At 40.8% G+C, this 24,408-nt stretch carries 24 protein-coding genes and 1 tRNA gene; 7 read left to right on the top strand and 18 right to left on the bottom strand.

All coding sequences use genetic code 11. The features are described 5' to 3' along the window. Positions 1-17: 17 nt before the first annotated feature. The 3 genes from rimP to J5A60_RS03875 form a co-directional block, all read right to left on the bottom strand. A complete protein-coding gene (gene rimP / locus J5A60_RS03885) occupies positions 18-473 on the bottom strand; it encodes a ribosome maturation factor RimP (protein ID WP_212510634.1) in 456 nt (151 codons plus the stop codon). Between the two features lie 155 nt (positions 474-628). Continuing rightward, positions 629-705 (bottom strand) — tRNA-Met (locus J5A60_RS03880). Positions 706-804: 99 nt separating this feature from the next. Next, positions 805-1,056: a YcgL domain-containing protein gene (locus tag J5A60_RS03875; RefSeq protein WP_048748887.1), complete on the bottom strand. Its 252-nt coding sequence runs from the start codon at positions 1,054-1,056 to the stop codon at positions 805-807. A gap of 84 nt (positions 1,057-1,140) precedes the next feature. On the opposite strand from J5A60_RS03875, the gene minC reads away from it, so the two are divergent. Next, a complete protein-coding gene (gene minC / locus J5A60_RS03870; protein WP_212510633.1) occupies positions 1,141-1,803 on the top strand; it encodes a septum site-determining protein MinC in 663 nt (220 codons plus the stop codon). Positions 1,804-1,821: 18 nt separating this feature from the next. Here the strand turns inward: minC and J5A60_RS03865 are convergent, their stop codons facing one another. The 7 genes from J5A60_RS03865 to sstT all read right to left on the bottom strand — a co-directional run bounded on the left by J5A60_RS03865 (position 1,822) and on the right by sstT (position 8,185). Next, the gene (locus tag J5A60_RS03865; RefSeq protein WP_212510632.1) at positions 1,822-2,226 is read right to left on the bottom strand and encodes a hypothetical protein; all 405 of its coding nucleotides are present in this window, start codon (positions 2,224-2,226) and stop codon (positions 1,822-1,824) included. Positions 2,227-2,321: 95 nt separating this feature from the next. After that, positions 2,322-2,792 carry a phosphohistidine phosphatase SixA gene (gene sixA / locus J5A60_RS03860; RefSeq protein ID WP_212510631.1) on the bottom strand — a complete coding sequence of 157 codons (471 nt, stop codon included), beginning with the start codon at positions 2,790-2,792 and terminating at the stop codon, positions 2,322-2,324. 18 nt (positions 2,793-2,810) lie between these two features. Further along, the gene (gene glmM, locus J5A60_RS03855) at positions 2,811-4,145 is read right to left on the bottom strand and encodes a phosphoglucosamine mutase (protein ID WP_212510630.1); all 1,335 of its coding nucleotides are present in this window, start codon (positions 4,143-4,145) and stop codon (positions 2,811-2,813) included. A 66-nt stretch (positions 4,146-4,211) separates the two neighbouring features. Next, entirely contained in the window at positions 4,212-5,039 is an 828-nt protein-coding gene (gene folP / locus J5A60_RS03850; RefSeq protein WP_109103723.1) for a dihydropteroate synthase, read from the bottom strand. A 90-nt stretch (positions 5,040-5,129) separates the two neighbouring features. Further along, complete coding sequence (dinB, locus tag J5A60_RS03845; protein ID WP_109103722.1) at positions 5,130-6,236, bottom strand: DNA polymerase IV; 1,107 nt, start codon at positions 6,234-6,236, stop codon at positions 5,130-5,132. A gap of 74 nt (positions 6,237-6,310) precedes the next feature. Continuing rightward, a complete protein-coding gene (locus J5A60_RS03840) occupies positions 6,311-6,823 on the bottom strand; it encodes a hypothetical protein (protein ID WP_109103721.1) in 513 nt (170 codons plus the stop codon). Between the two features lie 123 nt (positions 6,824-6,946). Beyond that, entirely contained in the window at positions 6,947-8,185 is a 1,239-nt protein-coding gene (gene sstT / locus J5A60_RS03835; protein WP_109103720.1) for a serine/threonine transporter SstT, read from the bottom strand. Positions 8,186-8,502: 317 nt separating this feature from the next. Here sstT and J5A60_RS03830 point away from each other — a divergent pair, with 317 nt between their 5' ends. After that, entirely contained in the window at positions 8,503-8,952 is a 450-nt protein-coding gene (locus tag J5A60_RS03830; RefSeq protein ID WP_048748903.1) for a LexA family transcriptional regulator, read from the top strand. An 86-nt stretch (positions 8,953-9,038) separates the two neighbouring features. On the opposite strand, the gene J5A60_RS03825 is transcribed toward J5A60_RS03830, so the two are convergent. The 6 genes from J5A60_RS03825 to J5A60_RS03800 form a co-directional block, all read right to left on the bottom strand. Then, positions 9,039-9,551 (bottom strand): NlpC/P60 family protein, encoded by a 513-nt coding sequence (locus tag J5A60_RS03825; protein ID WP_109103865.1) that lies wholly within the window; start codon positions 9,549-9,551, stop codon positions 9,039-9,041. Between the two features lie 176 nt (positions 9,552-9,727). Further along, positions 9,728-10,582 (bottom strand): 3-deoxy-8-phosphooctulonate synthase, encoded by an 855-nt coding sequence (gene kdsA, locus J5A60_RS03820; RefSeq protein ID WP_109103719.1) that lies wholly within the window; start codon positions 10,580-10,582, stop codon positions 9,728-9,730. 9 nt (positions 10,583-10,591) lie between these two features. Next, positions 10,592-11,491, bottom strand: a complete 900-nt coding sequence (gene prmC, locus J5A60_RS03815) for a peptide chain release factor N(5)-glutamine methyltransferase (protein ID WP_109103718.1) — start codon at positions 11,489-11,491, stop codon at positions 10,592-10,594. A 44-nt stretch (positions 11,492-11,535) separates the two neighbouring features. Beyond that, positions 11,536-12,618, bottom strand: a complete 1,083-nt coding sequence (gene prfA, locus J5A60_RS03810; RefSeq protein ID WP_109103717.1) for a peptide chain release factor 1 — start codon at positions 12,616-12,618, stop codon at positions 11,536-11,538. 138 nt (positions 12,619-12,756) lie between these two features. Next, a complete protein-coding gene (locus J5A60_RS03805; protein ID WP_212510629.1) occupies positions 12,757-13,212 on the bottom strand; it encodes a glycine zipper 2TM domain-containing protein in 456 nt (151 codons plus the stop codon). A gap of 96 nt (positions 13,213-13,308) precedes the next feature. Beyond that, positions 13,309-13,896: a VOC family protein gene (locus tag J5A60_RS03800; RefSeq protein ID WP_212510628.1), complete on the bottom strand. Its 588-nt coding sequence runs from the start codon at positions 13,894-13,896 to the stop codon at positions 13,309-13,311. A 96-nt stretch (positions 13,897-13,992) separates the two neighbouring features. On the opposite strand from J5A60_RS03800, the gene argS reads away from it, so the two are divergent. Beyond that, the gene (gene argS, locus J5A60_RS03795; RefSeq protein WP_212510627.1) at positions 13,993-15,726 is read left to right on the top strand and encodes an arginine--tRNA ligase; all 1,734 of its coding nucleotides are present in this window, start codon (positions 13,993-13,995) and stop codon (positions 15,724-15,726) included. A gap of 356 nt (positions 15,727-16,082) precedes the next feature. On the opposite strand, the gene J5A60_RS03790 is transcribed toward argS, so the two are convergent. After that, entirely contained in the window at positions 16,083-17,519 is a 1,437-nt protein-coding gene (locus tag J5A60_RS03790) for a YdgA family protein (protein ID WP_212510626.1), read from the bottom strand. A 336-nt stretch (positions 17,520-17,855) separates the two neighbouring features. Between J5A60_RS03790 and dnaK the strand changes: the two genes are divergently transcribed. From dnaK to dnaJ, 4 genes are all read left to right on the top strand, one after another. Beyond that, positions 17,856-19,757 (top strand): molecular chaperone DnaK, encoded by a 1,902-nt coding sequence (gene dnaK / locus J5A60_RS03785; protein WP_212510625.1) that lies wholly within the window; start codon positions 17,856-17,858, stop codon positions 19,755-19,757. 120 nt (positions 19,758-19,877) lie between these two features. Next, complete coding sequence (locus J5A60_RS03780; RefSeq protein WP_212510624.1) at positions 19,878-20,276, top strand: GyrI-like domain-containing protein; 399 nt, start codon at positions 19,878-19,880, stop codon at positions 20,274-20,276. Positions 20,277-20,351: 75 nt separating this feature from the next. Beyond that, positions 20,352-21,620 carry an O-acetylhomoserine aminocarboxypropyltransferase/cysteine synthase family protein gene (locus J5A60_RS03775; protein ID WP_212510623.1) on the top strand — a complete coding sequence of 423 codons (1,269 nt, stop codon included), beginning with the start codon at positions 20,352-20,354 and terminating at the stop codon, positions 21,618-21,620. Positions 21,621-21,889: 269 nt separating this feature from the next. Next, the gene (gene dnaJ / locus J5A60_RS03770) at positions 21,890-23,017 is read left to right on the top strand and encodes a molecular chaperone DnaJ (RefSeq protein WP_212510622.1); all 1,128 of its coding nucleotides are present in this window, start codon (positions 21,890-21,892) and stop codon (positions 23,015-23,017) included. Between the two features lie 131 nt (positions 23,018-23,148). On the opposite strand, the gene J5A60_RS03765 is transcribed toward dnaJ, so the two are convergent. Beyond that, positions 23,149-24,210, bottom strand: a complete 1,062-nt coding sequence (locus J5A60_RS03765; RefSeq protein ID WP_109103709.1) for a porin — start codon at positions 24,208-24,210, stop codon at positions 23,149-23,151. Positions 24,211-24,408: the final 198 nt, after the last annotated feature.

Raw genomic sequence — 24,408 nt, 5'->3', positions numbered from 1 at the left:
TCTATCCTTCTTTAAATTTAAAATTTCGGAACAACGTTCGCTTTTTGAATGTTGCCAAACGCCAAAATCTGTTCTTGTTTATCAACAATCAACGTAATCATGTCATTTTCAATTTTAGCCAATTCACCTTGCCATTTACGACGATCCGCCACCGGAATACGCAAATGCACGACAATTTCCTGGCCGATATAACGGGTATATTGCGCGAAGGTAAATAGCGGACGATCTAACCCTGGAGAAGACACTTCAAGGTTATATTTATCGGCAATCGGATCTTCCACATCTAACACGGCGCTCACTTGACGGCTTACATCGGCACAATCTTCTACTGTGACGCCACCTTCTTTATCAATAAATAAACGCACGGTTAAATAACGACCAACGCGTTGGCATTCAATGCCCCAAAGCTCGCAGCCGAGATCTTCTACCGAGCCTTGTAATAAATCCTGTAATTTTTGTTCCAAAGTTGCCAAAACAACCTCCCTAAACGATAGACGTAAAAAAAGGGCTTACAGCCCAGTTTTTCAATAATTATCAACGTATTAAAAACAACGCGTTGATATTTAAACAACAAATTTATCGTATAAAAAAACCCCAAAATTGGGGTTCTTTTTACTGAACTTGTGATTGGTTGCGGGGGCCGGATTTGAACCGACGACCTTCGGGTTATGAGCCCGACGAGCTACCAAGCTGCTCCACCCCGCGTCCGAAATATGTGGCGTATTATAGTGTTCTAGAACACAAATAGCAAGATTTAATTCAGCAAAAGTCTGAGAAAAAACGGTCTGAAAATTCACCGCACTTTTAAAGACTAAACAACCAATCATCTTTTTTCGGCGTTTGTAAGTAAAATCCTTTTTCTTTAATTTGCTGCAACACTTCCGTTTTATCGGCATTTACCAACGGTTTTGTACCGGCAAGATTAAACAACATGACAAAAACCGGTTTACCAAAAACCGTTAATAACGCTTCAGGTAACGCATCAAATTGATCACGTTTTTCAATATAAAGATACATGCCAGCTTCTTTTGGGCTTTTATAAATAGCACATAGCATAATTTTGCTCCAAGACAAGGTTCAAGTTGCCGATTTTGCAATAATTCATTATCATTAAGCAACTTTTTTCCTTGGAATTTCTTTATGGCTCAAGATATTATCGAACTACGAACAGGTCAATTTTCCGCTGTATTTATCAGTATCAATAGTTCAAGCTTGACCGCAATTAAGCGCGCATTGACAAAGAAAAGCAAAACTTCCCCTTCATTATTTAAAAATATTGAAGTGATTTTGCAATTCAATCCTATGCTGGAAAAAGTGAATTTAACCGAACTAAAAGCACTGCTTGCCGAATATCACATTCACGTCATTGGGGTTGCCGACTGGCAAAATCATCTACAAAGAGAATTAATTTTAACCGCCGATTTACCGATTCTAGGCAACATTGATAATCTTTCAGAAATACTTCCTGAGCCACGCTATCTGCCGACCAAAGTCATAACCCACAATGTTATTGATAAGCAGGTTATTTATGCAAAAAATAGTGATTTGATTATTCATGGCGACGTAGAACAAGGCGCTGAAGTCGCTGCAGATGGCAATATTCATATTTATGGCGAATTATTAGGGCGTGCCATGGCGGGGGTCAACAGTAATTCCGGTGCGATCTATACACAATATTTAGATGCCGAATTTTTAGCGGTAAATAGTCGTTTCTTACACAAAGAAAAAATCCCAACTGAATTTTTATATCGTTCAGTCAGGATTTTTGCTGAAAAGGATAAATTAGTTTTCATCCCATTCTAAAAGCAGGAAATCTGCCTTTTATTTATTTTCAGTGCGTTCTTTTACGGCGTCTTTCACTTCAGCCGCTTTTTCAGATACCGCACCTGCAGCTTGACTCACTTTCTCAGCCGCTGCATCTTTCATTTCACCGGCCTTGCTTGCGATTGAATCCATTTTTTCAGAGGCAGTTTCTTTTGCTTCAGCGACTTTCTCAGCCGCAGCGTCTTTCATTTCACCTGCTTTTGTTACCACAGCGTCTTTTGTTTCTTTAACTGCTTCAACGGTTGCCGTTTTTACATCTTGCGCTGCACTGACTACCGCTTCTTTTGCTTCTGAAACACTGGCTTTAGCCTGTTCAACTTTTTGTGAAGTTTTATTGTCATCACATGCAGTAACACTTAACACTGCACCTAAGACTAAGGCGGTTAATACTGATTTTTTCATAGTAGCTCCTAACAAATAAAAAAATAAACGCCTCACAAACCTATTTTGTAAGACGTTTACAGTGTGTAACAAAATGACGTAAAAAGAAATGTTTTTTAGTTCGTTTTACTGAAATATTTTATTTCTTTAACTTCAGCTCGCTGATTATTCAAATGAACCTCAACAATCGTAGCGGGATAAAAACTCGCCGGATTTCGACCGCACAATTCCTTCATAATATCCCCCACCAAAGGCAAATGAGAGATCAGCAGGAGGTTGCTGTGTCCTTCTTTTTCCAACAAAGCCACATAAGAACTAACCAAACCGGAATCTCCATAAGGCGTAATGCCTTCCCACACTTCCAATTTATCGGAAAGTTGTTGCTCAAAAACCTGATTAATTTCATCAAAGGTTTCTAAAGCTCGGGTATAAGGGCTCACCAAGACTTTATCGAACTCAAGTGCGGTGGATTTTAGCCACCTTCCTTGAAGTCGGGATTGTTCTCTACCGTTAGCGTTAAGATGACGTGCTTTATCCGAGTTCGCCATCAATTCTGCTTCGCCATGACGCATAATAAATAAATGCATTTATAATAACCTTAAAGATTAATTGGCTTTCACCGCTTCAGCGATTTCTTCTGCACATTGCTGAGCCAATGCGCCGTCTTCACATTCCACCATCACGCGAATTAACGGCTCAGTGCCTGATTTACGCAGTAAAATACGTCCTTTGCCGGCCAGGCGTTTTTCAACCTCTGCAGCAACCGATTTCACGGCATCGCTTTCTAATGGGTTATTACCACCGGCAAAACGCACATTAATTAATACTTGTGGGAATAATTTGACTGCATCGGCTAATTCGTTCAGCGACAAATGATGTTTTACCATTGCGGTCAACACGGCTAAAGAAGCGATAATGCCATCGCCGGTCGTATTACGATCCGCAATAATAATATGCCCCGAGTTTTCACCGCCTAAGCCCCAACCGCGTTCTTGCATTTGTTCCAACACATAACGGTCGCCCACATTGGCGCGCACAAACGGAATGGCTAATTGTTTTAAGGCAAGTTCAAGACTCATATTGCTCATTAAGGTGCCTACGACACCGCCTTGCAAACGCCCTTCGCGCAAGGCTTCACGCGCAATAATAAATAATATTTGGTCACCATCGACTTTATTCCCGAGATGATCCACCATAATTAAACGGTCGCCATCACCATCGTACGCTAACCCCACATCCGCTTGTACTTCTAACACTTTTTGTTGCAACGCTTTGATATCCGTTGCACCGCATTTTTCATTAATGTTCATGCCATTCGGATGGGTGCCAATTTCAATGACTTCCGCGCCTAATTCACGCATAACATTCGGCGCAATATGATAGGTTGCGCCATTGGCACAATCCACCACAATTTTATATCCCTCTAAACTCAAGTGCGCCGGAAAGGTACTTTTACAAAATTCAATATAACGGCCTGCAGCATCTTTAATTCGGCTGGCTCGACCTAATTCGGCAGATTCAACACAGTCCATCGGTTGCTCCAACATGGCTTCGATAGCTTCCTCCACATCATCGGGTAATTTCGTCCCTTGTGTAGAAAAGAATTTAATCCCATTGTCATAATACGGATTATGGGAAGCGGATATCACGATACCGGCTTCCGCGCGGAACGTGCGGGTTAAATAAGCGATGGCAGGCGTCGGCATCGGGCCGGTAAATGCCGCAGATAAACCGGCTGCTGCCAAACCGGCCTCAAGAGCAGATTCAAGCATATAGCCCGAAATTCGGGTATCTTTACCAATCAGCACCACGCGAGACCCTTGTGTCGCTAATACTTTGCCTGCAGCCCAACCGAGTTTTAAAACAAAATCAGGGGTAATCGGATGACTACCGACTTTTCCACGCACCCCATCAGTACCAAAATATTTACGTTCAGCCATGTTTCAATTCCTTCTCAATAAAAATGTTATTTATTATTTTATGCCGTCATTCGTCTGACAGCACAATTACGCATTCTGTGTTGCAAGCCAAATTTTAAGGGCATCGGCAGTTTCACCAACATCATGTACACGCAAAATGCTGGCGCCTTTCATCGCAGCAATTAATGCGGCAGCCACACTACCCACTGTCCGTTGTTCTACAGGCTTATCCAACACAGCACCAATCATGGATTTACGAGAAATTCCCGCCAACACCGGATACCCTTGTTCACATAAAACAGAAAATTGTTGTAACAAACAATAATTATGTTGCACGCTTTTGCCAAAACCAAAGCCGGGATCCCAAATCAGATTCTCTTTTTTGATTCCCGAAGCCAAACATTGTTCCGTTCTCTGCTGCATAAATTTTAAAACATCCGCCACCACATCATCGTAATGCGGATTGATCTGCATTGTTCGCGGCTGCCCTTGCATATGCATAATGCACACCGGCAATGCCAAACGAACGGCAGTTTGTAATGCATCAGGTTCTTGTAAAGCGCGAATATCATTAATCAAATCCATGCCCACCTTAGCAGCCTCTTGCATCACCTGTGCTTTGGAACTATCTACCGAAATCCAGCAATCGAACCGTTTTCTCACCGCCTCAACTAAAGGAACAACCCGATCAAGTTCCTCTTCTAACGTCACCTCTTCTGCCATCGGGCGGGTTGATTCTCCTCCAATATCAATAATCGATGCGCCTTGATTCAACATCGTTTCTACTTGGAACAACGCCTTGTCTAATTGGAAAAATTTACCGCTATCAGAAAAAGAATCCGGGGTGAAATTGAGGATCCCCATAATTTTAGGGGTAGAAAGATCGAGTGTTTTATTATTTGCTGTTAATTTCATAGATTATTCGCTTACCGTTTAGGTAAAAAGTGCGGTGTATTATAAGAGAATTTCTATAGCCTGCCAAAAAGAAAGCATAAAGAAAGGAGGTTATTTATCACCCTCTTCAGAAAATCCCCACAAGCTCATTTGCCCTGAATGGTTTTCTTCCGGCAACATGACATGCAAGCCAATTAAACGAATACTTCGCCCCTGTCTACGTTGCCAAATTTGACTTAGCAGCTGTTGAAAATTTTCTCTCGAAAATACTACCGCACTTTTTTCTAGAGTCGTCACCTGAAAATCTTCAAACTTGAGTTTCACACCAATTTTTCTCAACTGTGAAAAAGGAATATTGGCAGCAGAACGTTGCACGCGTTTTACTAATTGAGCATATAACTCATCCAACACGGCAATGCCCTGTTCCAAGGCAGTAATATTCGTCAATAATGTCGTTTCAACACCAATGGATTTACGCTCTCGATGAGGCTGAATCATTCGCTCATCAATACCATGGCTGTATGACCAAATTTGTTGCCCCATCTTACCCAATGCGTTTAACAAGAGATGCCGATCAATTTTTTGTACATCTGCACAACATGCTAAGCCCATTTGCAGTAATTTTTCCGAGGTTACTTTGCCCACACCTGGAATTTTTTTAAGTGGCAAATGAGCAACAAACTCATCGACATCTTTGGGTTCAATCACAAATTGCCCGTTCGGTTTATTTTGATCGGATGCGATTTTGGCTAAAAATTTTAATGGTGCAACACCGGCAGAAGCGGTTAACCGAAGTTCATCCCAAATGGCTTGGCGAATATCTTGTGCGATCCAAGTTGCCGAACCGGAACATTTATCACAATCGGTTACATCTAAATAAGCCTCATCTAAAGAAAGAGGTTCAATGATCGTTGTATAACGCTGGAAAATTTGATGAATTTGACGGGAAACCTCGCGATATAGAGGCATGTTAACCGGCAGTAAAACCAAATGAGGGCACAATTTTAGCGCCTGTGCGGTTGGCATTGCACTGTGTAGCCCAAACTTGCGGGCGATGTAATTACATGTTGTCAGCACGCCTCGTTGCTCTGCTCTTCCACCAACAGCAACTGGCTTATCCGCCAATGTAGGATTTTCACGCATTTCAATGGAAGCATAAAAACAGTCCATATCAATGTGAATAATTTTTCTAGGCTTGCAGGAAAGAGAATCAGGCATAAAAAAGTGCGGTTAAAAAACATGTTATTTTCTAACCGCACTTTAGCATAAATCACTGGATGAAAAAACAGTATTTAATTTTTAACATTCATTTTTTGCCCATCCGCAAAAACAACATTTTCCGGTACGGCATAAATCATTAAGTTTTCTTGTACATTACTAAATAAAGAGCGATATTCATTCGGCACTTTATTAAATGGAATGCGCAAATTAATATCTGCCTTAGCTGCAGGCGCCATTGGTTGAGCAAAACTTAATGGCACGCTTTGTAAATGAACAATTTGTTTATCGTATGTATAGACACTTAGCCATTGAAGAAATTTTATTGGTTTATTGCTTTTATTTTCAACCGTAAATTTAACTAACACATAAGCCTGATTATTATCATCAACTGCAATCTCCCGTCCTTCAACACCTACAACAACATAATTTTGAAAAACGCCCAAGGAAACACTTTGCGCATTTGAGTTTTTTTTATCAACTTGTTGTTCGAGTTGATTCGGTATTCCTTGAGGCGTTTTTTCTGCCGCAACAACTACATTGCTTGCAAAGAGGAACGATAAAAAAATAGAAACGAATAATTTCATTCAAATGACCTATATCTAAATTAAGAAATAATGGGCTAAAGAATATACCGTGCGACACAAAAAGTAAAAAGGATAGATGAATTTCTATCCTTTTTCATATTTTATATCATGCGATTTTATCTTCTACTTTTTCTCTTCATCCGCAATACAAGCTGCTGCGGTGAAAAGTACATCGGTAGATGAGTTAAGTGCGGTTTCTGTAGAATCTTGTAAGATACCGATAATGAAACCAACCCCGATCATTTGTGCCGCAACATCATCAGAAATTCCAAATAGGCTACATGCTAATGGAATTAACAATAATGAACCACCGGCAACCCCGGATGCGCCACAAGCACACAAGCTAGCCACGAGACTTAACAGAATTGCACTACCGAAAGAAACCTCAATGCCTAAGGTATGCACTGCCGCAAGGGTTAAAATGGTGATCGTAATCGCAGCACCGGCCATATTAATGGTTGCGCCCAATGGGATAGAAACAGAATAAGTTTCTTCATCTAAATTCAGGCGTTTCGCAAGATTGATGTTCACCGGAATATTGGCTGCAGAACTACGGGTAAAGAATGCGGTTACACCACTTTCACGCAAACAAGTCCAAACTAATGGATATGGATTGCGACGGATTTTCCAGAAAACTAAAACCGGATTCACAACAAAAGCCACAAATAACATGGAGCCGACTAACACGCTTAATAATTGAATATAGCCGCCTAATGCTACCAATCCTTTATCTGCTAATGTTTCAGAAACTAAACCGAATACACCGATTGGCGCAAATAAAATAACGACATAAACAATTTTGGAGACCGCTTCAGAAATATCGGAAATCACGGTTTTAGTTGCATCAGAAGCATGACGTAAGGCCAAACCTAAGCCGATAGACCAAGTCAATACGCCAATGAAATTCGCTTTAAATAATGCATTTAGCGGGTTGTCCACCATATTGAAAATTAAATCCAACAATACGGTTCCAACACCTTTTGGTGCAGCAGAAATATCTTCTTTTACTGATAATGCGACTTCTGTTGGGAACAAGAATCCTGCAATAACAGCAACTAATGCTGCTAAGAAAGTACCGACCAAATACAACACAATGATGGATTTCATGCTGGTTTTGGAGCCCACTTTCTTATTGGCAATTGCGGCCATAACCAAAACAAAGATCAATAATGGTGCAACAGCACGTAGTGAACGAACAAAAATTTGACCTAACACACCGACTTTTTCAGCCAAGTTAAAACCTAATGTCGGTTGTAACATAGGTGTAATGAGTGCGACCAAAATACCTAACACTAAACCAACAGCAATACGTTTGACCAAACTGCCTTGGAAGAAGAGTGAAATTAAACGAGACATATTCATAATAAGTTAACGAGAGTTATGCAATCACTTGCGGTTGATCTTAGAATCAAAACTGATTCCCCCAGGTCGATAAAGATAGCGGAATTTTTTGATAAAATAAATACGAACATTTAACTTTCATTAAGTTTATAGAAATTTTGATAAATTTCTTTAGATTAGATCCAATAAACCTAATACTTTTTTAGAAAACAATAAGTCCGACATTATCCTATCGAAAAAATAATTCAAAAATTTATTTTTTACCTGTTGACTTACTGGATATAAAAACAGTATATTTAACTGTATAAAAACACAGTTTATTTTACTGAGGAGCAGATATGAACTACCACCACAACGTTGTTGCACAAAACGATCACATGTTTTCTTATCAACCCATTCCTTTTTTTGAAGATATGAAACAAGAAAATCGTAGTTTCAATAAAAAACTTGATCTCAACTTGTATTGCATTAAACGTCCTCAACAAACATGTTTTATTCGAATGACAAATCCTAATATGCTCGCCTGGGGAATTGAAGAAGGTGATATGTTGGTCGTAGAAAATAATGAGGAATTATTTTTAGACGAATTGATCGTCCTTGAAGTAAACAATGAATTTCACGTATATGAGTTTATTGCACACAACAACGGGGAATTTATTTTCTTATCTTTGGACTCTAAAATGGAAAATATTAAAACGACCAATTGGCGAGAACTACCGATTGTAGGCACCGTAACCAATGTCATTCATCAACTACAACGTAAAAATACACTTCGCTTTGCCGCCTAATAAAAGAACTACCTGCATCTCAAATAAAAAAGCGGTCAAAAATGCTAACACTTTTGACCGCTTTTTTATGTTTCAGAAAAATAAACTTAAAGCACTCGACGAGATTGCGTATAAGTTCTTGCCCAGTAATCATCGTTTAATGACTCAATAATGACACCACGACTGGTACTGGAATGCATAAATTTATCGCCGCCAATATACACGCCAACATGCTTGTTTTTACGGAAGAAAACTAAATCACCAACTTTTAATTCACTTTTTTCAATTTTTGTGCCGACATGACGTTGTTCAGATGTAGAGCGAGGCAATGCTAAACCATAAGCTTTCAAGAAAGTCGTTTGCATAAAACCGGAACAATCAATGCCCCCTTTCGTCAGACCGCCTAAACGATAACGTGTACCTGCCCATTCTTGATATATGTTCGCAAGTTGTTTATCCATTAGCTCAGAATATTGATGCGGTTTATTCGTTTTTAGTTGCGCATGAATTAATTGGTTTAACTGTTCTTGATCTTGTACTGAAGCAGCAACATTCTTTGTAGAATTTGAACATGCCGCCAAAACAAATAAAGGAACAATCATCAAAAATTTTTTAAACATAAACATTAAATTTTTTTATTTAAATAGAGATTCATTGACAAAATTTTGCTGGATCCTAGCGTAAAATGAAGAAAAAATCCAGAAAAAGCTCAATTTAATTTCATAAAATTCATGTTTTATCGCATATATAGTGCATAAAAAGAATTTTATGCACTATATATTGAATATTGAAGAGACTAGTTAGAGGTGTCTAATTCAGGGAAGGATTTCACCAAATCATCCACGGCTTTCATTTGTGCAACAAAGGCTTCCAATTTATCTAACGGTAACGCTGACGGGCCATCACATTTGGCTTTGTTCGGCTCCGGGTGAGCCTCTAGGAATAGACCGGCCAAGCCAACAGCTAAACCAGCACGGGCAAGTTCGGTGACTTGCGCACGACGACCACCCGATGCTGCACCAAACGGGTCGCGACATTGCAATGAATGGGTCACATCAAAAATCACCGGACAACCTTTAGAGACATTTTTCATCACGCTGAAACCCAGCATATCGACGATTAAATTGTCATAGCCGAAATTCGTGCCACGATCACACAAAATCACTTTATCGTTGCCGCATTCAGCGATTTTTTCCACAATATTGCCCATTTGTCCCGGGCTTAAAAATTGCGGTTTTTTCACATTAATGATTGCACCGGTACGCGCCATCGCTTCAACTAAATCTGTTTGGCGAGCAAGAAATGCCGGTAACTGAATAATATCCGCCACCTCGGCAACCGGTTGGCATTGATAAATTTCATGTACATCCGTAATGATTTTTACGCCGAATGTTTGCTTTAACTCAGCAAAAATCTTCAATCCCTGCTCCATGCCCGGGCCACGATAAGAATGAATGGAAGAACGGTTTGCCTTATCAAAAGAGGCTTTGAACACATAAGGTACGCCCAATTTTTGCGTCACTTCCACATATTTTTCACACACTTGCATTGCCATATCGCGGCTTTCGAGCACATTCATGCCGCCAAATAAGACAAAGGGTTTATCGTTGGCAATTTGAATATCGCCTAATTGAATGCATTTATTTTGCATATGTCTTCCTTATTTATTTTCAGTTTGAGCCCAACAACCTAAGGTTACGCGCTCATTATTTCCGTAATCCCGTAAAGTTTCAATCGATGTCCAAAAATTCTCTTGGAAAATCGACCGCACTTTTTCCCTTTGTTGCCAACCGTGTTCCACCAACAGATAACCGCCTGTCCGCATAAATTTCGGCGCATTGGCAATAATATGACGTAAGTCCGCATAGCCTTCTTCTTCCGCCACTAACGCCGACAAGGGCTCAAAGCGTACATCTCCTTGGGTTAAATGTTCATCCTTTGCATCAATATAAGGCGGATTACTCACAATCAAATCAAATGTGCCTGTCACCTTGTCAAACCAATGGCTTTGTAAAAAACTGACGTCTAACTGATTTTTTTCCGCATTGGATGTCGCCAACGCCACCACATTCGGCATGACATCCACACCGATAATTTCCAGTTGAATGTGCTGTTTTTGCGCAATGGGTTTCAGTTCAGAGGCTAACGCCAAGGCAATCGCGCCCGTGCCGGTACCCAGATCTAAAATACGAAAACATTGGGAATCTTGACCGCACTTTTGTAGCTTTTCAATGGCAATCGCTAGCGCTTTTTCCACCAGAATTTCTGTATCAGGACGAGGAATCAGCGTGCCTGCCGACACATTCAGTGGCAACGACCAAAACTCTTTTTCACCGAGAAGATAAGCGATAGGCTCACCTTGCAGACGACGAGATAAAAGTGCGGTCAGTTTTTCTTGTGTTTTTTCGTCCAACAGCGTCTCGCCAAAAGCCAAAATAAATGCGCGAGATTTTTGCGTCACAAATTGCAATAACACCTGTGCATCAGTTCTGCCATTTTCCGTAGGATTCGCCTGATTTAACGCTTGCGTGGCTTGTTGCAGCCATTGTTGATAATTCATTTTCGTCAAATAAAATGAACGAGCCGTTAAGCTCGTTCTCATCGTTAATTTTGTTCGGACAATGCCGCCAACTGATCCGCCTGGTATTCGGTGATAATCGGCTGAATCAAATCATCAATTTTACCGTTCATCACTTCATCTAAGCGATAAATCGTCAAGTTAATGCGGTGATCGGTCACACGCCCTTGTGGGTAGTTGTAGGTACGAATTTTATCTGATCGGTCACCGGAACCCAAAAGGTTACGACGGGTATCCGCTTGCTCTTGCGCCAATTTTTCCTGTTCTTGTTGCACTAAACGGGAAGCAAGCACGGACAAGGCTTTGGCTTTATTTTTATGTTGTGAACGCTCATCCTGACATTCCACTACCATGCCGGTTGGAATATGGGTAATACGCACGGCGGAATCGGTTTTATTGATGTGCTGACCACCCGCACCGGAGGCACGATAAGTGTCAATACGTAAATCTGATGGGTTAATTTCCGGCATTTCAGATTCCGGCAATTCCGGCATCACCGCAACAGTACACGCAGAGGTATGAATACGCCCTTGTGACTCAGTTTTCGGTACACGTTGTACACGGTGCCCGCCAGATTCAAATTTTAATTGGCCATAGGCACCATCGCCGCTCACAAGGGCAATAATTTCTTTAAATCCGCCCTGCTCGCTTTCGTTTTCACTCAGCACTTCAATGCGCCAGCGTTTGGTTTCCGCATAACGGCTGTACATACGGAAAAGATCACCGGCGAAAATCCCGGCTTCATCACCACCGGTACCGGCGCGGATTTCAAGGTAGCAGTTATATTCGTCGTTCGGATCTTTCGGTAGTAAGAGAATTTGTAAATGCTGCTCAACTTGTTCCAGTTCGGCTTTGGATTCTTCAATCTCCATTTGTGCCATTTCTTTCATTTCTGGGTCGTCAAGCAGGAGCTGCGCTTCTTCTAAATTGGCATTAAGCTGATTCCAACGGCTAAAACTTTTCACCACGTCTTCAAGTTGCGAATATTCTTTGGAATAGGCTCTGAATTTATCTTGATCACTAATGACAGAAGCATCGCCTAACAACGCTTCAAGCTCTTCATAACGTTCTTTTAAGCTATCTAATTTATTGATAATAGAGGGTTTCATTCTTTAACCTTCGAAGGAAAATGGAAAGGGAAATAAAAAAATCGGGGCATTCTAGCACAGAATAGAAATGTTATTGAAGTTTAGGCAATAAAAAAGGCTTTCGAGCTTATCTCAAAAGCCTTTCTCATCTTATTTAAATTAAAGTGCGGAAACATTCAAACGTGAACCACCAACAATACGCACACGCGCACCTGGCACGAGATTCGCTTCGGCTTTTTGCACCACAACAATTTCTTTGCCGTCATCTTTGCGAATAACCATTTCAATGGCGCTAACTTGGCTGGCTTTTTCTTCAACCTTACTGCCGACAACGGCACCGGCAACCGCACCAACCGCAGTGGCTAACGCCCTGCCTGTGCCACCACCGATCGCTGAACCGGCAATACCGCCAATCGCACCACCACCGATCGTGCCTACTACGCCTTGATTGTCTGATTGAATTTTCACCGGACGGGTGGAAACAATAGTGCCGTAACTAATCGAACGGGCTTCTTTTGCTTGAGTACCCGAATAGACGTTACCGCCATAAATATCTTCATTGGCGCAACCAACAAGAGTTAAGCTTATTAAAATAGCTAATGCGATCTTTTTCATAAAAGCTCCTTAAACACGAAATTAACCTTTTATTTTGCTTATTTATTCTTTGATAAATAAACGATGAATCTGATTTTATTGAACCGCTTTATATCATCAAACCGCGCTTACAATTTGCTTGATGCTGTATGGGTGGAACTTGATACAAGTAGGATTCTGCGTCTTATCCACAAAACTTACTGCAATAGACAAATTGAGCAGTGTTTCACCACTCCCTTTCGGTTCGCTCGTTTTGACTTTAAAACGTTCGGGTTGGTTCCGCAAGAATGTATTTTTTATTCTTGCTAACCATTCTGCTGCGGTTTCATTGGGTAAAAATGGAACAACCACCTCAATATGCTCCCAAGTTTCCTGCGGATAATGTTTATCTTTTGGGAAAGGTAATTCCACCACATCAACCTTTTGTTGCGCCAAACGCAAAGGCTCATGTAACTGAATCAAATAAATCACTCTACCGTTAATCAGGTTATCGCTCAACACCGAGCCATGCTCTAACAATAGCGTCAGCCAAGCCTTCGCTGTTTGTTCGGTGTTTACCCGCAAAGAAAGGTGATCAATTTCATATTGAGTAAAATCGACATTAAGCTGTTGCGCCAATGCCTGAATTTTTTGCTCAAAATCCTGAAAGTCGGTAAAAAGTGCGGTCTGTTTTTCAAATATTTTATGGGGAAAGCGAAACGACATAATTTTCCTTTTTGACTTTTCTGAAAGGTGAAAGAACGGTATTATATCGAGCTATTTTATCAGCCCAAACTTATTTCAAAAAATTAAGGTTCAGCCGTGAATATTCAATCTATTTTATCCGAAAAAATCAAACAGGCGATGATTGCAGCCGGTGCCGACGCACAATGTGAAGCCCTCGTTCGCCAATCGGGCAAAGTGCAGTTTGGTGATTATCAAGCCAATGGCATCATGCCGGTCGCCAAGAAATTGGGATTAAACCCACGTGAATTTGCCCAAAGCGTATTAGACAAAGCAGAATTACAAGACATTGCAGAAAAAACGGAAATTGCCGGCCCGGGATTTATTAACATTTTTCTAAAAGAAACTTGGCTTGCAGATAAGATCAGCTGCGCTGTACAAGATCCAAAATTAGGCGTACACAATCCGAAAAAACAAACCGTGGTTGTGGACTATTCCTCCCCAAACGTTGCCAAAGAAATGCACGTGGGACATTTGCGTTCAACCATTATCGGTGATGCCGTCGTACGTACACTTGAATTTTTAGGTAACAACGTCATCCGCGCCAACCATGTGGGCGACTGGGGTACTCAATTCGGTATGCTGATTGCCTATTTGGAAAAAATGGAAAACGAACATGCCAGCGAAATGGAATTGAGCGATTTAGAAGCTTTTTATCGTGCGGCAAAAAAACATTATGACGAAGATCCGGTCTTTGCCGAAAAAGCCCGTAACTATGTTGTAAAACTGCAAAGTGGCGATGAATATTGCCGCACTATGTGGCAAAAACTGGTGAAGATCACCATGCAACAAAACCAACATAACTACGATCGTCTCAACGTGACCTTAACAGACAAAGATGTGATGGGTGAAAGCTTGTATAACCCAATGTTGCCGGGCATTGTTGAAGATCTGAAAAAACAAGGTTTGGCCGTAGAAGATGACGGCGCATTAGTAGTTTATTTGGATGAATTCAAAAATAAAGATGGCGACCCAATGGGCGTTATCGTGCAGAAAAAAGATGGTGGCTTCCTTTACACCACCACCGACATCGCGGCTGCCAAATACCGTTATGAAACCTTAAAAGCCAACCGTGCATTAGTCTTCTCCGATACGCGCCAAAGCCAACATATGCAACAAGCTTGGCTGATTACTCGTAAAGCAGGCTATGTGCCGGACAGTTTCCAGCTAGAACACAAAAATTTCGGCATGATGTTAGGCAAGGACGGCAAACCGTTCAAAACCCGTAGTGGTGACACCGTGAAACTGGCCGATTTATTAGACGAAGCCATTGAACGCGCGGGTGTATTAATTTCGCAAAAATCCACCGCACTTTCTGAACAAGAAAAAGCGGATGTCATTGAGGCCGTCGGTATCGGTTCAGTGAAATATGCGGACTTATCTAAAAACCGCACCACGGATTATGTATTCGACTGGGACAATATGTTGAGCTTTGAAGGCAACACGGCGCCTTATATGCAATATGCCTACACCCGCATTCGTTCGATTTTCAATCGTAGCCAAATTGCCCTAAGCGAAGTAGAACAAGCCCAATTAAGCATTACTGATGAAAAAGAACGTGCTTTGGCAATCAAATTATTGCAATTTGAAGAGGCCGTTCAAGTGGTTGGAAAAGAAGGTACACCGCATGTGCTTTGTGCTTATTTATATGAATTGGCAGGCGTGTTCTCTTCTTTCTACGAGCATTGCCCGATTCTGAATAACGACGATCAACAAGTGAAGCTCAGTCGCTTAAAACTGGCGTTGTTAACAGAAAGAACGTTAAAACAAGGGTTGGATTTACTCGGCATTAAAACCGTTGAGAAAATGTAATCTCATTAATCAACTACATCCCGCTTTTTATGGCGGGATTTTTTTATCCCAAAAATCATGTCATGAATAATGAGAAAAATAGGTAAAAAAAAAGTGCCTCACAGGAGGCACTACTCGGAAAGCAAAATATGTTTGGCTATTTGTATAGCACTTATTTTTGTTGGGGCTAAGGATAGCAACATGCCATTATAAAGCAAACGGTTATTTGTAATTTTGTGAACTCACTCACGGTTTTACATCAATTTATTCTCTGATAAGAAAGGCGCTATAAACAGAAAGTGCGGTCGACATTCAAAACGTTTTGTAAATCGACCGCACTTTATATGCACAATATTATCGAGGGATATTGATATAAACTACTGCCCCATTGACATCATGGCTAAAAACAGGATAGAAAACACTTGCTCTTCCGGAATCACGTTTCCATTTAATTTAAGCTCACCTTTTTCCAGCACAAGATCGAGTTTAACGGATTTTCCATCCTCAACCAGAATACCTTGCTGCACACTATTTTTAACGCCTAAATTAACTTGTTCTGTTGCCACTTTAGTTGCCTGTTCTTTATCATCAAGTCGGTCTAACTGCAATACCGTCGCAGCTCCCTCAATTAACGCTTCTTTATTGGCATCCATTTTGAAAATAAAGTGGTTAAACAAACGGAAAATCTTCCCTTGGCTAATCGCATTTTCAAAATCAGCGCTTGCCATGGAAATATCCAAATTGGAGGCTAATTTACCGGCTTTATTGTTAAGTGTCGGATTAAAGATAAACTGCGGTTGAGTATCAATGAATTTTTTCGTGATCTGCACTTCTTCACCGGTAAGCACATCATGCGGTTGTTTCGCGGATTCGTTATAAACCTGAATTAATTGGTTAAAGGTTTCACCGTCAACATGATTTAACGCCATATCAATGGTTAAATCTCCTAAATCAGCATCACGGACAGCAATGCCGTTAAATACGATTTTTGCCCCGGAATCTAAGATGTTATCTTTTCTTACCGTATCAAAATAGACTTTCCAATTCTTAAATTCAACGTGATTGTTTTTTCCTTCAGAATCTATTCCATTGAACTTCACCGCACCGCCTGACAAAGATTGTTTGCCGGTGGAAAGATACGCCCATTCCGGAATGCGTTGATACTCAGCATCAATTTTTAAATCGTTAAACTCAACAGAAGCATTTTTATCCGGCTCACTATATTGAAGTTTATTCAGCACAAAATCTAATTTATTCACACCATCGCGCTTGAAGCCCAGTTTCATATCCAAGCCATTCACAGCCAATGTTCCTTCTTCCATCACAGCTTCAAAAGGCACAAGATCCACACGAGAAGATCCGCTTTGGTTATAATCGACAGTGGTAGTCACCATAATCGGCGTTTTGCCTTTTGTTGCCTCAAACCAAGGAGTCGTTGTTTCATTTTTAGTCATCAAATCCACACTGGAAAACAGACTTGGCATGAAATTAAAATGACTTAGCTGATTTAACGGCAACGGGCCATGGTATAACGTCCCTTCAAATGGCAACGTCCAAGTTTTGCTCGGATTTTCAAGCTCAGCCACTAAAATGTCATATTTAGTTTTAGAACTAAATAAACCACGCTCGAAAGACACATGATCAAAGCGAATATCCAAACCGAGAGAATCCGCAGATTGGTGAAGATCTTTATTGACGAGATTGACTTGACGGACAAATTCTTCTTCTGCCACTTTTCCCGTGTACCATGCACCACCAACCCAGGCGGCACCTAATGCAGCAATAACACCTAACGTTAACGTTGATTTTTTCATACCCTCTGTCCTTAATAAATAAAAAGTGAAATAACTTGGCTAATCTACCATAAATTTAATTTTTTAGAAAAAAGACCACTAAATTTTTCTCTTCCTCTTGAATCTCTTACTTTTATCCTCATTTTACAAAACGAATCAGGATTGAACCACAAATGTGTCGTTCTAGCAACAAGCCTTTGGGTAAAGCTAGCACTGAAAATCCATCTGATTTTTGAACCGTACTTTTCATGCATTGAAAAAATTTTTAAATAAATGCCTTGAAATGCAAAATTCAATCCACATCTTACAATCCGTAAACCATTACACCGAATTTAAAATTTTACGAGGAGAAAAAAAATGGGAAAAATTATTGGTATTGACTTAGGTACAACAAACTCTTGTGTTGCTGTGATGGATGGCGATAAACCACGCGTGATTGAAAACGCAGAAGGCGATCGTACCACCCCGTCAATTATTGCTTATACAAATGATAACGAAATTTTAGTCGGTCAACCGGCAAAACGCCAAGCGGTGACCAACCCGAAAAACACCTTATTCGCAATCAAACGTTTAATCGGCCGTCGTTTTGAAGATGCTGAAGTAAAACGTGATATCGACATCATGCCATTTGAGATTACACGTGCAGACAATGGCGATGCATGGGTCAATGTGAAAGGCGATAAATTAGCACCTCCGCAAATTTCTGCCGAAGTGTTGAAAAAAATGAAAAAAACCGCCGAAGATTTCTTGGGCGAACCGGTTACTGAAGCGGTTATTACCGTGCCGGCATACTTTAACGATGCGCAACGTCAAGCAACCAAAGATGCTGGTCGTATCGCAGGTTTAGAAGTTAAACGTATCATCAACGAACCAACTGCAGCCGCACTAGCTTACGGCTTGGATAAAGGTCAAGGTAACAAAACAATCGCTGTTTACGACTTAGGTGGTGGTACATTCGATTTATCCATCATCGAAATCGATGAAGTGGGTGGCGAAAAAACATTCGAAGTATTAGCAACCAACGGTGATACTCACTTAGGTGGTGAAGACTTCGATAACCGTGTGATCAACTATTTGGTCGATGAATTCCAAAAAGAACAAGGCATTGACTTGCGTAAAGATCCGCTTGCAATGCAACGTTTAAAAGAAGCAGGTGAAAAAGCAAAAATTGAGCTTTCTTCCGCACAACAAACGGATGTGAACTTACCTTACATCACAGCGGATGCAACCGGTCCTAAACACTTAAACATCAAGTTGACCCGTGCAAAATTAGAATCTTTAGTTGAAGATTTGGTGGCGAAATCCCTTGAGCCGGTGAAAGTTGCCTTATCTGATGCCGGATTAAGCGCATCACAAATTGATGATGTTATCCTAGTGGGCGGTCAAACCCGTATGCCATTAGTACAACAAAAAGTAGAAGAGTTCTTCGGTAAAGCGCCACGTAAAGACGTTAACCCTGACGAAGCCGTTGCGATTGGTGCAGCGGTACAAGGTGGCGTGTTAGCAGGTGATGTAAAAGACGTATTGTTGTTAGACGTTACCCCATTATCATTGGGTATCGAAACCATGGGCGGTGTGATGACCACCTTAATTGAGAAAAACACCACGATTCCAACCAAAAAATCTCAAGTGTTCTCAACTGCTGAAGATAACCAAAGTGCGGTAACTATTCACGTGTTACAAGGTGAACGTAAACAAGCGTCTGCCAACAAATCTTTAGGTCAATTTAACCTTGAAGGCATCAACCCTGCTCCACGCGGTATGCCACAAATTGAAGTGACCTTCGACATCGACGCAGACGGTATCATCCATGTTTCTGCGAAAGACAAAGGCACCGGTAAAGAACAACAAATCACCATTAAAGCGTCTTCCGGTTTAAGTGATGAAGAAATTCAACAAATGGTACGCGATGCCGAAGCGAACGCTGAAGCTGACCGTAAATTTGAAGAATTAGTACAAGCTCGCAACCAAGCCGATCACCTTGTACACGGTACACGTAAACAATTAGAAGAAGCAGGTGATAAAGTTCCAGCCGCAGATCGTGCCGCTATCGAAAGCGCATTAAGCGACTTAGAAGCTGCAGCGAAAGGCGAAGACAAAGCAGTGATTGAAGCCAAACTTCAAGCCCTTGCCGAAGTTGCACAAAAACTTGCACAAACAGCACAACCGCAAGGCGAGCCACAACAAGCGCAAAGCAACGGCAAACCAAACGATGATGTTGTTGATGCTGAGTTTGAAGAAGTGAAAGATAATAAGTAATTTCACTCTCACTAAAATAGAAGGGCGTAGCAATACGCCCTTTTGGTGTATTCATCAACCACAATTTTTCCTGACTTTATTTAAAAAAGTGAAGTCAGGAAAAATAAACCAGGAGGATAAATGGCGTTAAAACTCTACCCCATCGTACAACAACGCTTAAATAATGACATAGCAAATGAGATAATCCCAGCCCTTTGGCAAAACAATTTCGATAAACTACCACAAGGCCACTATTGTTATGGCATTTATTTTAATTATGCGACGAATCACCAAGCAGACTATGATTTTGCGATTGCAAGTGAAGCCGTATTAGAGACCAATATCCCAGTGATTGAAGTTGAAGATTTGAGTTTCTACGAAGTTTTCCGTTGCAAAGTAGATAAAATTTATCAAACATGGCAACTGATCTGGAAAAAAGAACAACAAGGTTTGCTTAAGCGGGCTTATTCTGTGGATTTTGAAAAATACCACCCTGATGGTTTGGTAGAAATTTATATCGCCGTTGAACCACATTGTTAAGCTCAAAGTGTGTAAAATTTTATAAAAAATGACCGCACTTTTCCCCTCAAAACAAACACAACCCAAGGAAAAATAATGGAATTTGCAACAAAATGTCTCCATGCCGGCTATAGCCCTAAAAATGGTGAGCCGCGTGTTCAACCCATCGTACAAAGCACAACTTACACTTACGACTCTGCGGAAGAAATCGGCAAATTATTTGATTTGCAAGCGGCTGGCTATTTCTATACCCGTCTTGCAAATCCAACCACGAATGCAGCAGAAGAAAAAATTACCGCACTTGAAGGCGGTGTGGCGACAATGTGTACCGCGTCAGGACAATCTGCAGTGTTTTATGCCATGTTGAATATTTTAGAAGCCGGCGATCACTTTATTTCTTCCTCTTGTGTCTATGGCGGCACTTACAATTTATTTGCACATACGTTCAAAAAAATGGGGATTGAAGTCAGTTTTGTGGATCAAGATTTGCCACTCGAAGAACTCAAAAAGGCTATTCGTCCAAATACCAAAGCTGTTTTTGCCGAAACCATTGCAAACCCGGCGTTACGAGTGCTAGATATTGAAAAATTTGCTGCCTTAGCCCAAGCTGCGCAGGCACCGTTACTAATCGACAACACCTTTGCCACTCCTTATTTTTGCCGCCCAATCGAATTTGGCGCAAACGTGGTTATTCATAGCACATCTAAATATTTAGATGGCCATGCCATTGCACTTGGCGGCTCCATTACAGACGGCGGAAATTTCGATTGGAATAACGGTAAATACCCACAATTAAGCACACCGGACCAAACATATCACGGGTTGGTTTATACAGAAACCTTTGGCCCAGCCGCTTATATTGTCAAAGCGCGCGTACAATTAATGCGTGATTTAGGCGCAACACCGGCACCGCAAAACAGCTTCTTATTGAATGTCGGCATGGAAACCCTCGCGCTGCGTATGCAACGTCATTATGAAAATGCTCAAACGGTCGCTGAGTTTTTGGAAAAACATCCGCAAGTAGAAAACGTCAGCTATCCGGGATTAATCCGCTCTCCTGATTACGCACTCAAACAAAAATACTTACCAAACGGTTTGTGTGGTGTCATTTCTTTTGAAATCAAGGGAGGCAAAGACGCTGCGGCAAAATGGCTAAATGCCTTACAAATGACCTCGCGTGAAGTGCATGTGGCGGATATTCGTACTTGCGCGTTACATCCTGCGACCTCAACGCATCGCCAATTAAGTGAAGTCGAATTAGAAAAAGCAGGGATTTCCGCAGGATTAATTCGCCTTTCTTGTGGTATTGAAAGTGTTCAAGATATTTTGGCTGACTTAGAACAAGCCTTCAATGCGGCAAAATAATCGTATTTAAGGCTGGCAATCGGCCTACCTCTTTGAACAACGACAAAATCATATCGTAACAGAAATATAGACGGCTCATTTTGGTTTATTGGCTTTCGTTTGGCTGTAAAAAACGAAAATAAGCCGAGCCATGCCTTAATAAATTCATGTGTTGGCTCTTGATATTTCTGGCTTTCGGTATCATTTTGTCTTTAGCGATATTGTTCATGTAATACAATAAACAATCATAAAAGTAGCATTTGATATTTTAAACGGAAAATTGAAACATTATGGCAAAACAAGACTACTACGAACTTCTCGGCGTTTCTAAATCCGCCGATGAAAAAGAAATTAAGCGTGCCTATAAAAAGCTCGCAATGCAATATCACCCGGACAGAACTCAAGGTGATAAAAAGAAAGAAGAAAAATTTAAAGAAATCCAAGAGGCCTATGAAGTCCTCAGCGATAAGCAAAAACGGGCCAACTATGATCAATACGGCCATGCCGCCTTTGAACAAGGTTTCGGTGCCGGCGGTGGTGGTTTTGGCGGTGCGGATTTCGGCGATATTTTTGGCGATATGTTCGGTGACATTTTTGGCGGTGGCGGACGTGGACGCCAACGTGTCGTGCGTGGTGATGACTTACGCTACGACCTTGAAATCACCCTTGAAGAAGCCGTCAAAGGTACGACCAAAGACATTAAAATTCATACGCTTGCCCCTTGTGAAACTTGTCATGGCTCTGGCGCTGAAGCCGGTTCAAAAGTGGAAACCTGTCCACATTGTCACGGTTCAGGTCGCTTACGCCGTCAACAAGGTTTCTTTGTAACGGAACAACCTTGTCATTTCTGTCATGGGACCGGTAAGAAAATTGAGAAACCATGTAAAACTTGCCACGGTGACGGCAGAGTGAATAAGCCGAAAAACCTTTCTGTAAAAATTCCGGCCGGCGTAGATACAGGAAATCAATTGCGCTTATCAGGCGAAGGCGCAGCAGGTGAAAATGGGGCACCGGCAGGCGATTTATATGTTGTAATCCATGTGAAAGAGCATCACATTTTTGAGCGTGATGGCAGCAACCTTTATTGTGAAGTACCGATTAGCTTCACTATGGCAGCCCTTGGTGGCGAAATTGAAGTGCCAACATTGGATGGCCGTGTTAAGTTAAAAATTCCGGAAGAGACCCAAACAGGTAAATTATTCCGTATGCGTGGTAAAGGTGTTACTTCTACGCGTAGTGGGTATGCCGGTGATTTAATCTGTCGAATTGTGGTAGAAACACCGGTAAAACTAAAGGAAGAACAAAAAGCATTGCTACGGAAGCTTGAAGAAAGCTTAGAAGGGCAAACGAAACAGCGCCCAAAATCCTCTAGCTTCCTCGATGGTGTAAAACGCTTCTTTGATGATTTAACGAAGTAAAATTAACAAAATCTACCACCAAAGTGCGGTAGAAATTCTAAGTATTTCTACCGCACTTTTTTAATCATAAAAACTCAGGAACAAAAAAAGACCGACATTATGTCGGTCTTTTTAATGAGTATTAACTCAAATTAGAAGTGTACACGTAAACCTGCACCGTAGATATTTTCGTTGGTACGTTGACCAAGGTTATCTTTTTCAGTTGCACGAGTATATTGTACATAAGGAACTACATTTTTGTGAAGTTTGTAATCAACAACCGCAATATAATGGTTTTTGATAGTTTTACCGTCATCTTGCGCTGTCGCGTTAGTATCATATTTCTTGCTCAAACGTTCCCATTGTAAACCAAATGTCGTAGGAATACCTGTAAGACCATTTAAGTCATATTTAGCTTCTAAGAAAATATACTTAGATTTGTTATTGTCATCTTGAGTTCTATATTTATGAACACCTTGACCATAAGCAGCACCTAATTTCAAGTCTTGCAATTGATAATGAGTTGCTAAGACCCAAGTATGATTTTTTTGGTTAGTTTCAGAGCTTGCTTGAGTATCATATTGATCTACTGTATAAACTGCAGCGGCATCAACTTTGTGGTTATCAGCAATTTCGTAGTTATAAAATGCACCAACTTGGTAACCATTTTTATAATTTTTTGCAGTGTGTTTCTCAGCATTACCAAACAAGTAATCTACGCCGAAACTAAAGCCACCGAATTCAGCAGAGCTGAATTTAACAGATTTGTCTGCACGAGTTGTTAATGGGTTTAATGCTCCAGAATCATAGTATAAGCTATCGCCTACAACATCATCAGCTGTGGTTGATTGACGACCAAAGCTTAATTTACCTACATTTTCAAAGCCTAAACCAACAAATAATTTACGAGTTGTTGGATCACCAAAGTCATTTTCAGCCTTTTGTTTGTTTTTAAGAGCATCTCTCTCAAAACGCAATTCATAACCTGCGAATGCAGATAATCCATTTTCTAATGCTTGAGATGCTTTGATATTAATACGGGAACCATCGTTAACTAAATTACCACGTTGGTTTTCACCTAACTTACCTAGGAAGATACGCATTGAACCGCCAAGTTCAACTTTAGTACCGTCTTGGTTATAAACTGTTGCTGCACTTGAAGTGCCTGCTGCTGCTAAAGCAGCGATTGCTAATGCGATTACTGTCTTTTTCATAATCATCATTCCTTTTTCAGAACTTACTTGTTATTAAGGTAAATTTGAACTTTTCAAATTGTGAATAGTCCAAGCTACTTCTTTCGAAGCGACTAAATGTTGCCAAAGAAAAATTAGACCGTCAATAAAAAGTTCCTTTTTTTCTGCCTATTTTCTGATACAGATCACATTTTCCTACGTCAATTTAGGAAAAAACGT

Origin of the sequence: Aggregatibacter sp. oral taxon 513 (genome assembly GCF_018128305.1) — a bacterium.
GTDB classification, from domain to species: domain Bacteria; phylum Pseudomonadota; class Gammaproteobacteria; order Enterobacterales; family Pasteurellaceae; genus Aggregatibacter; species Aggregatibacter segnis_A.
Note: the sequence above shows the minus strand (reverse complement) of the source record. Positions and strands in the feature narration are given on the sequence as shown.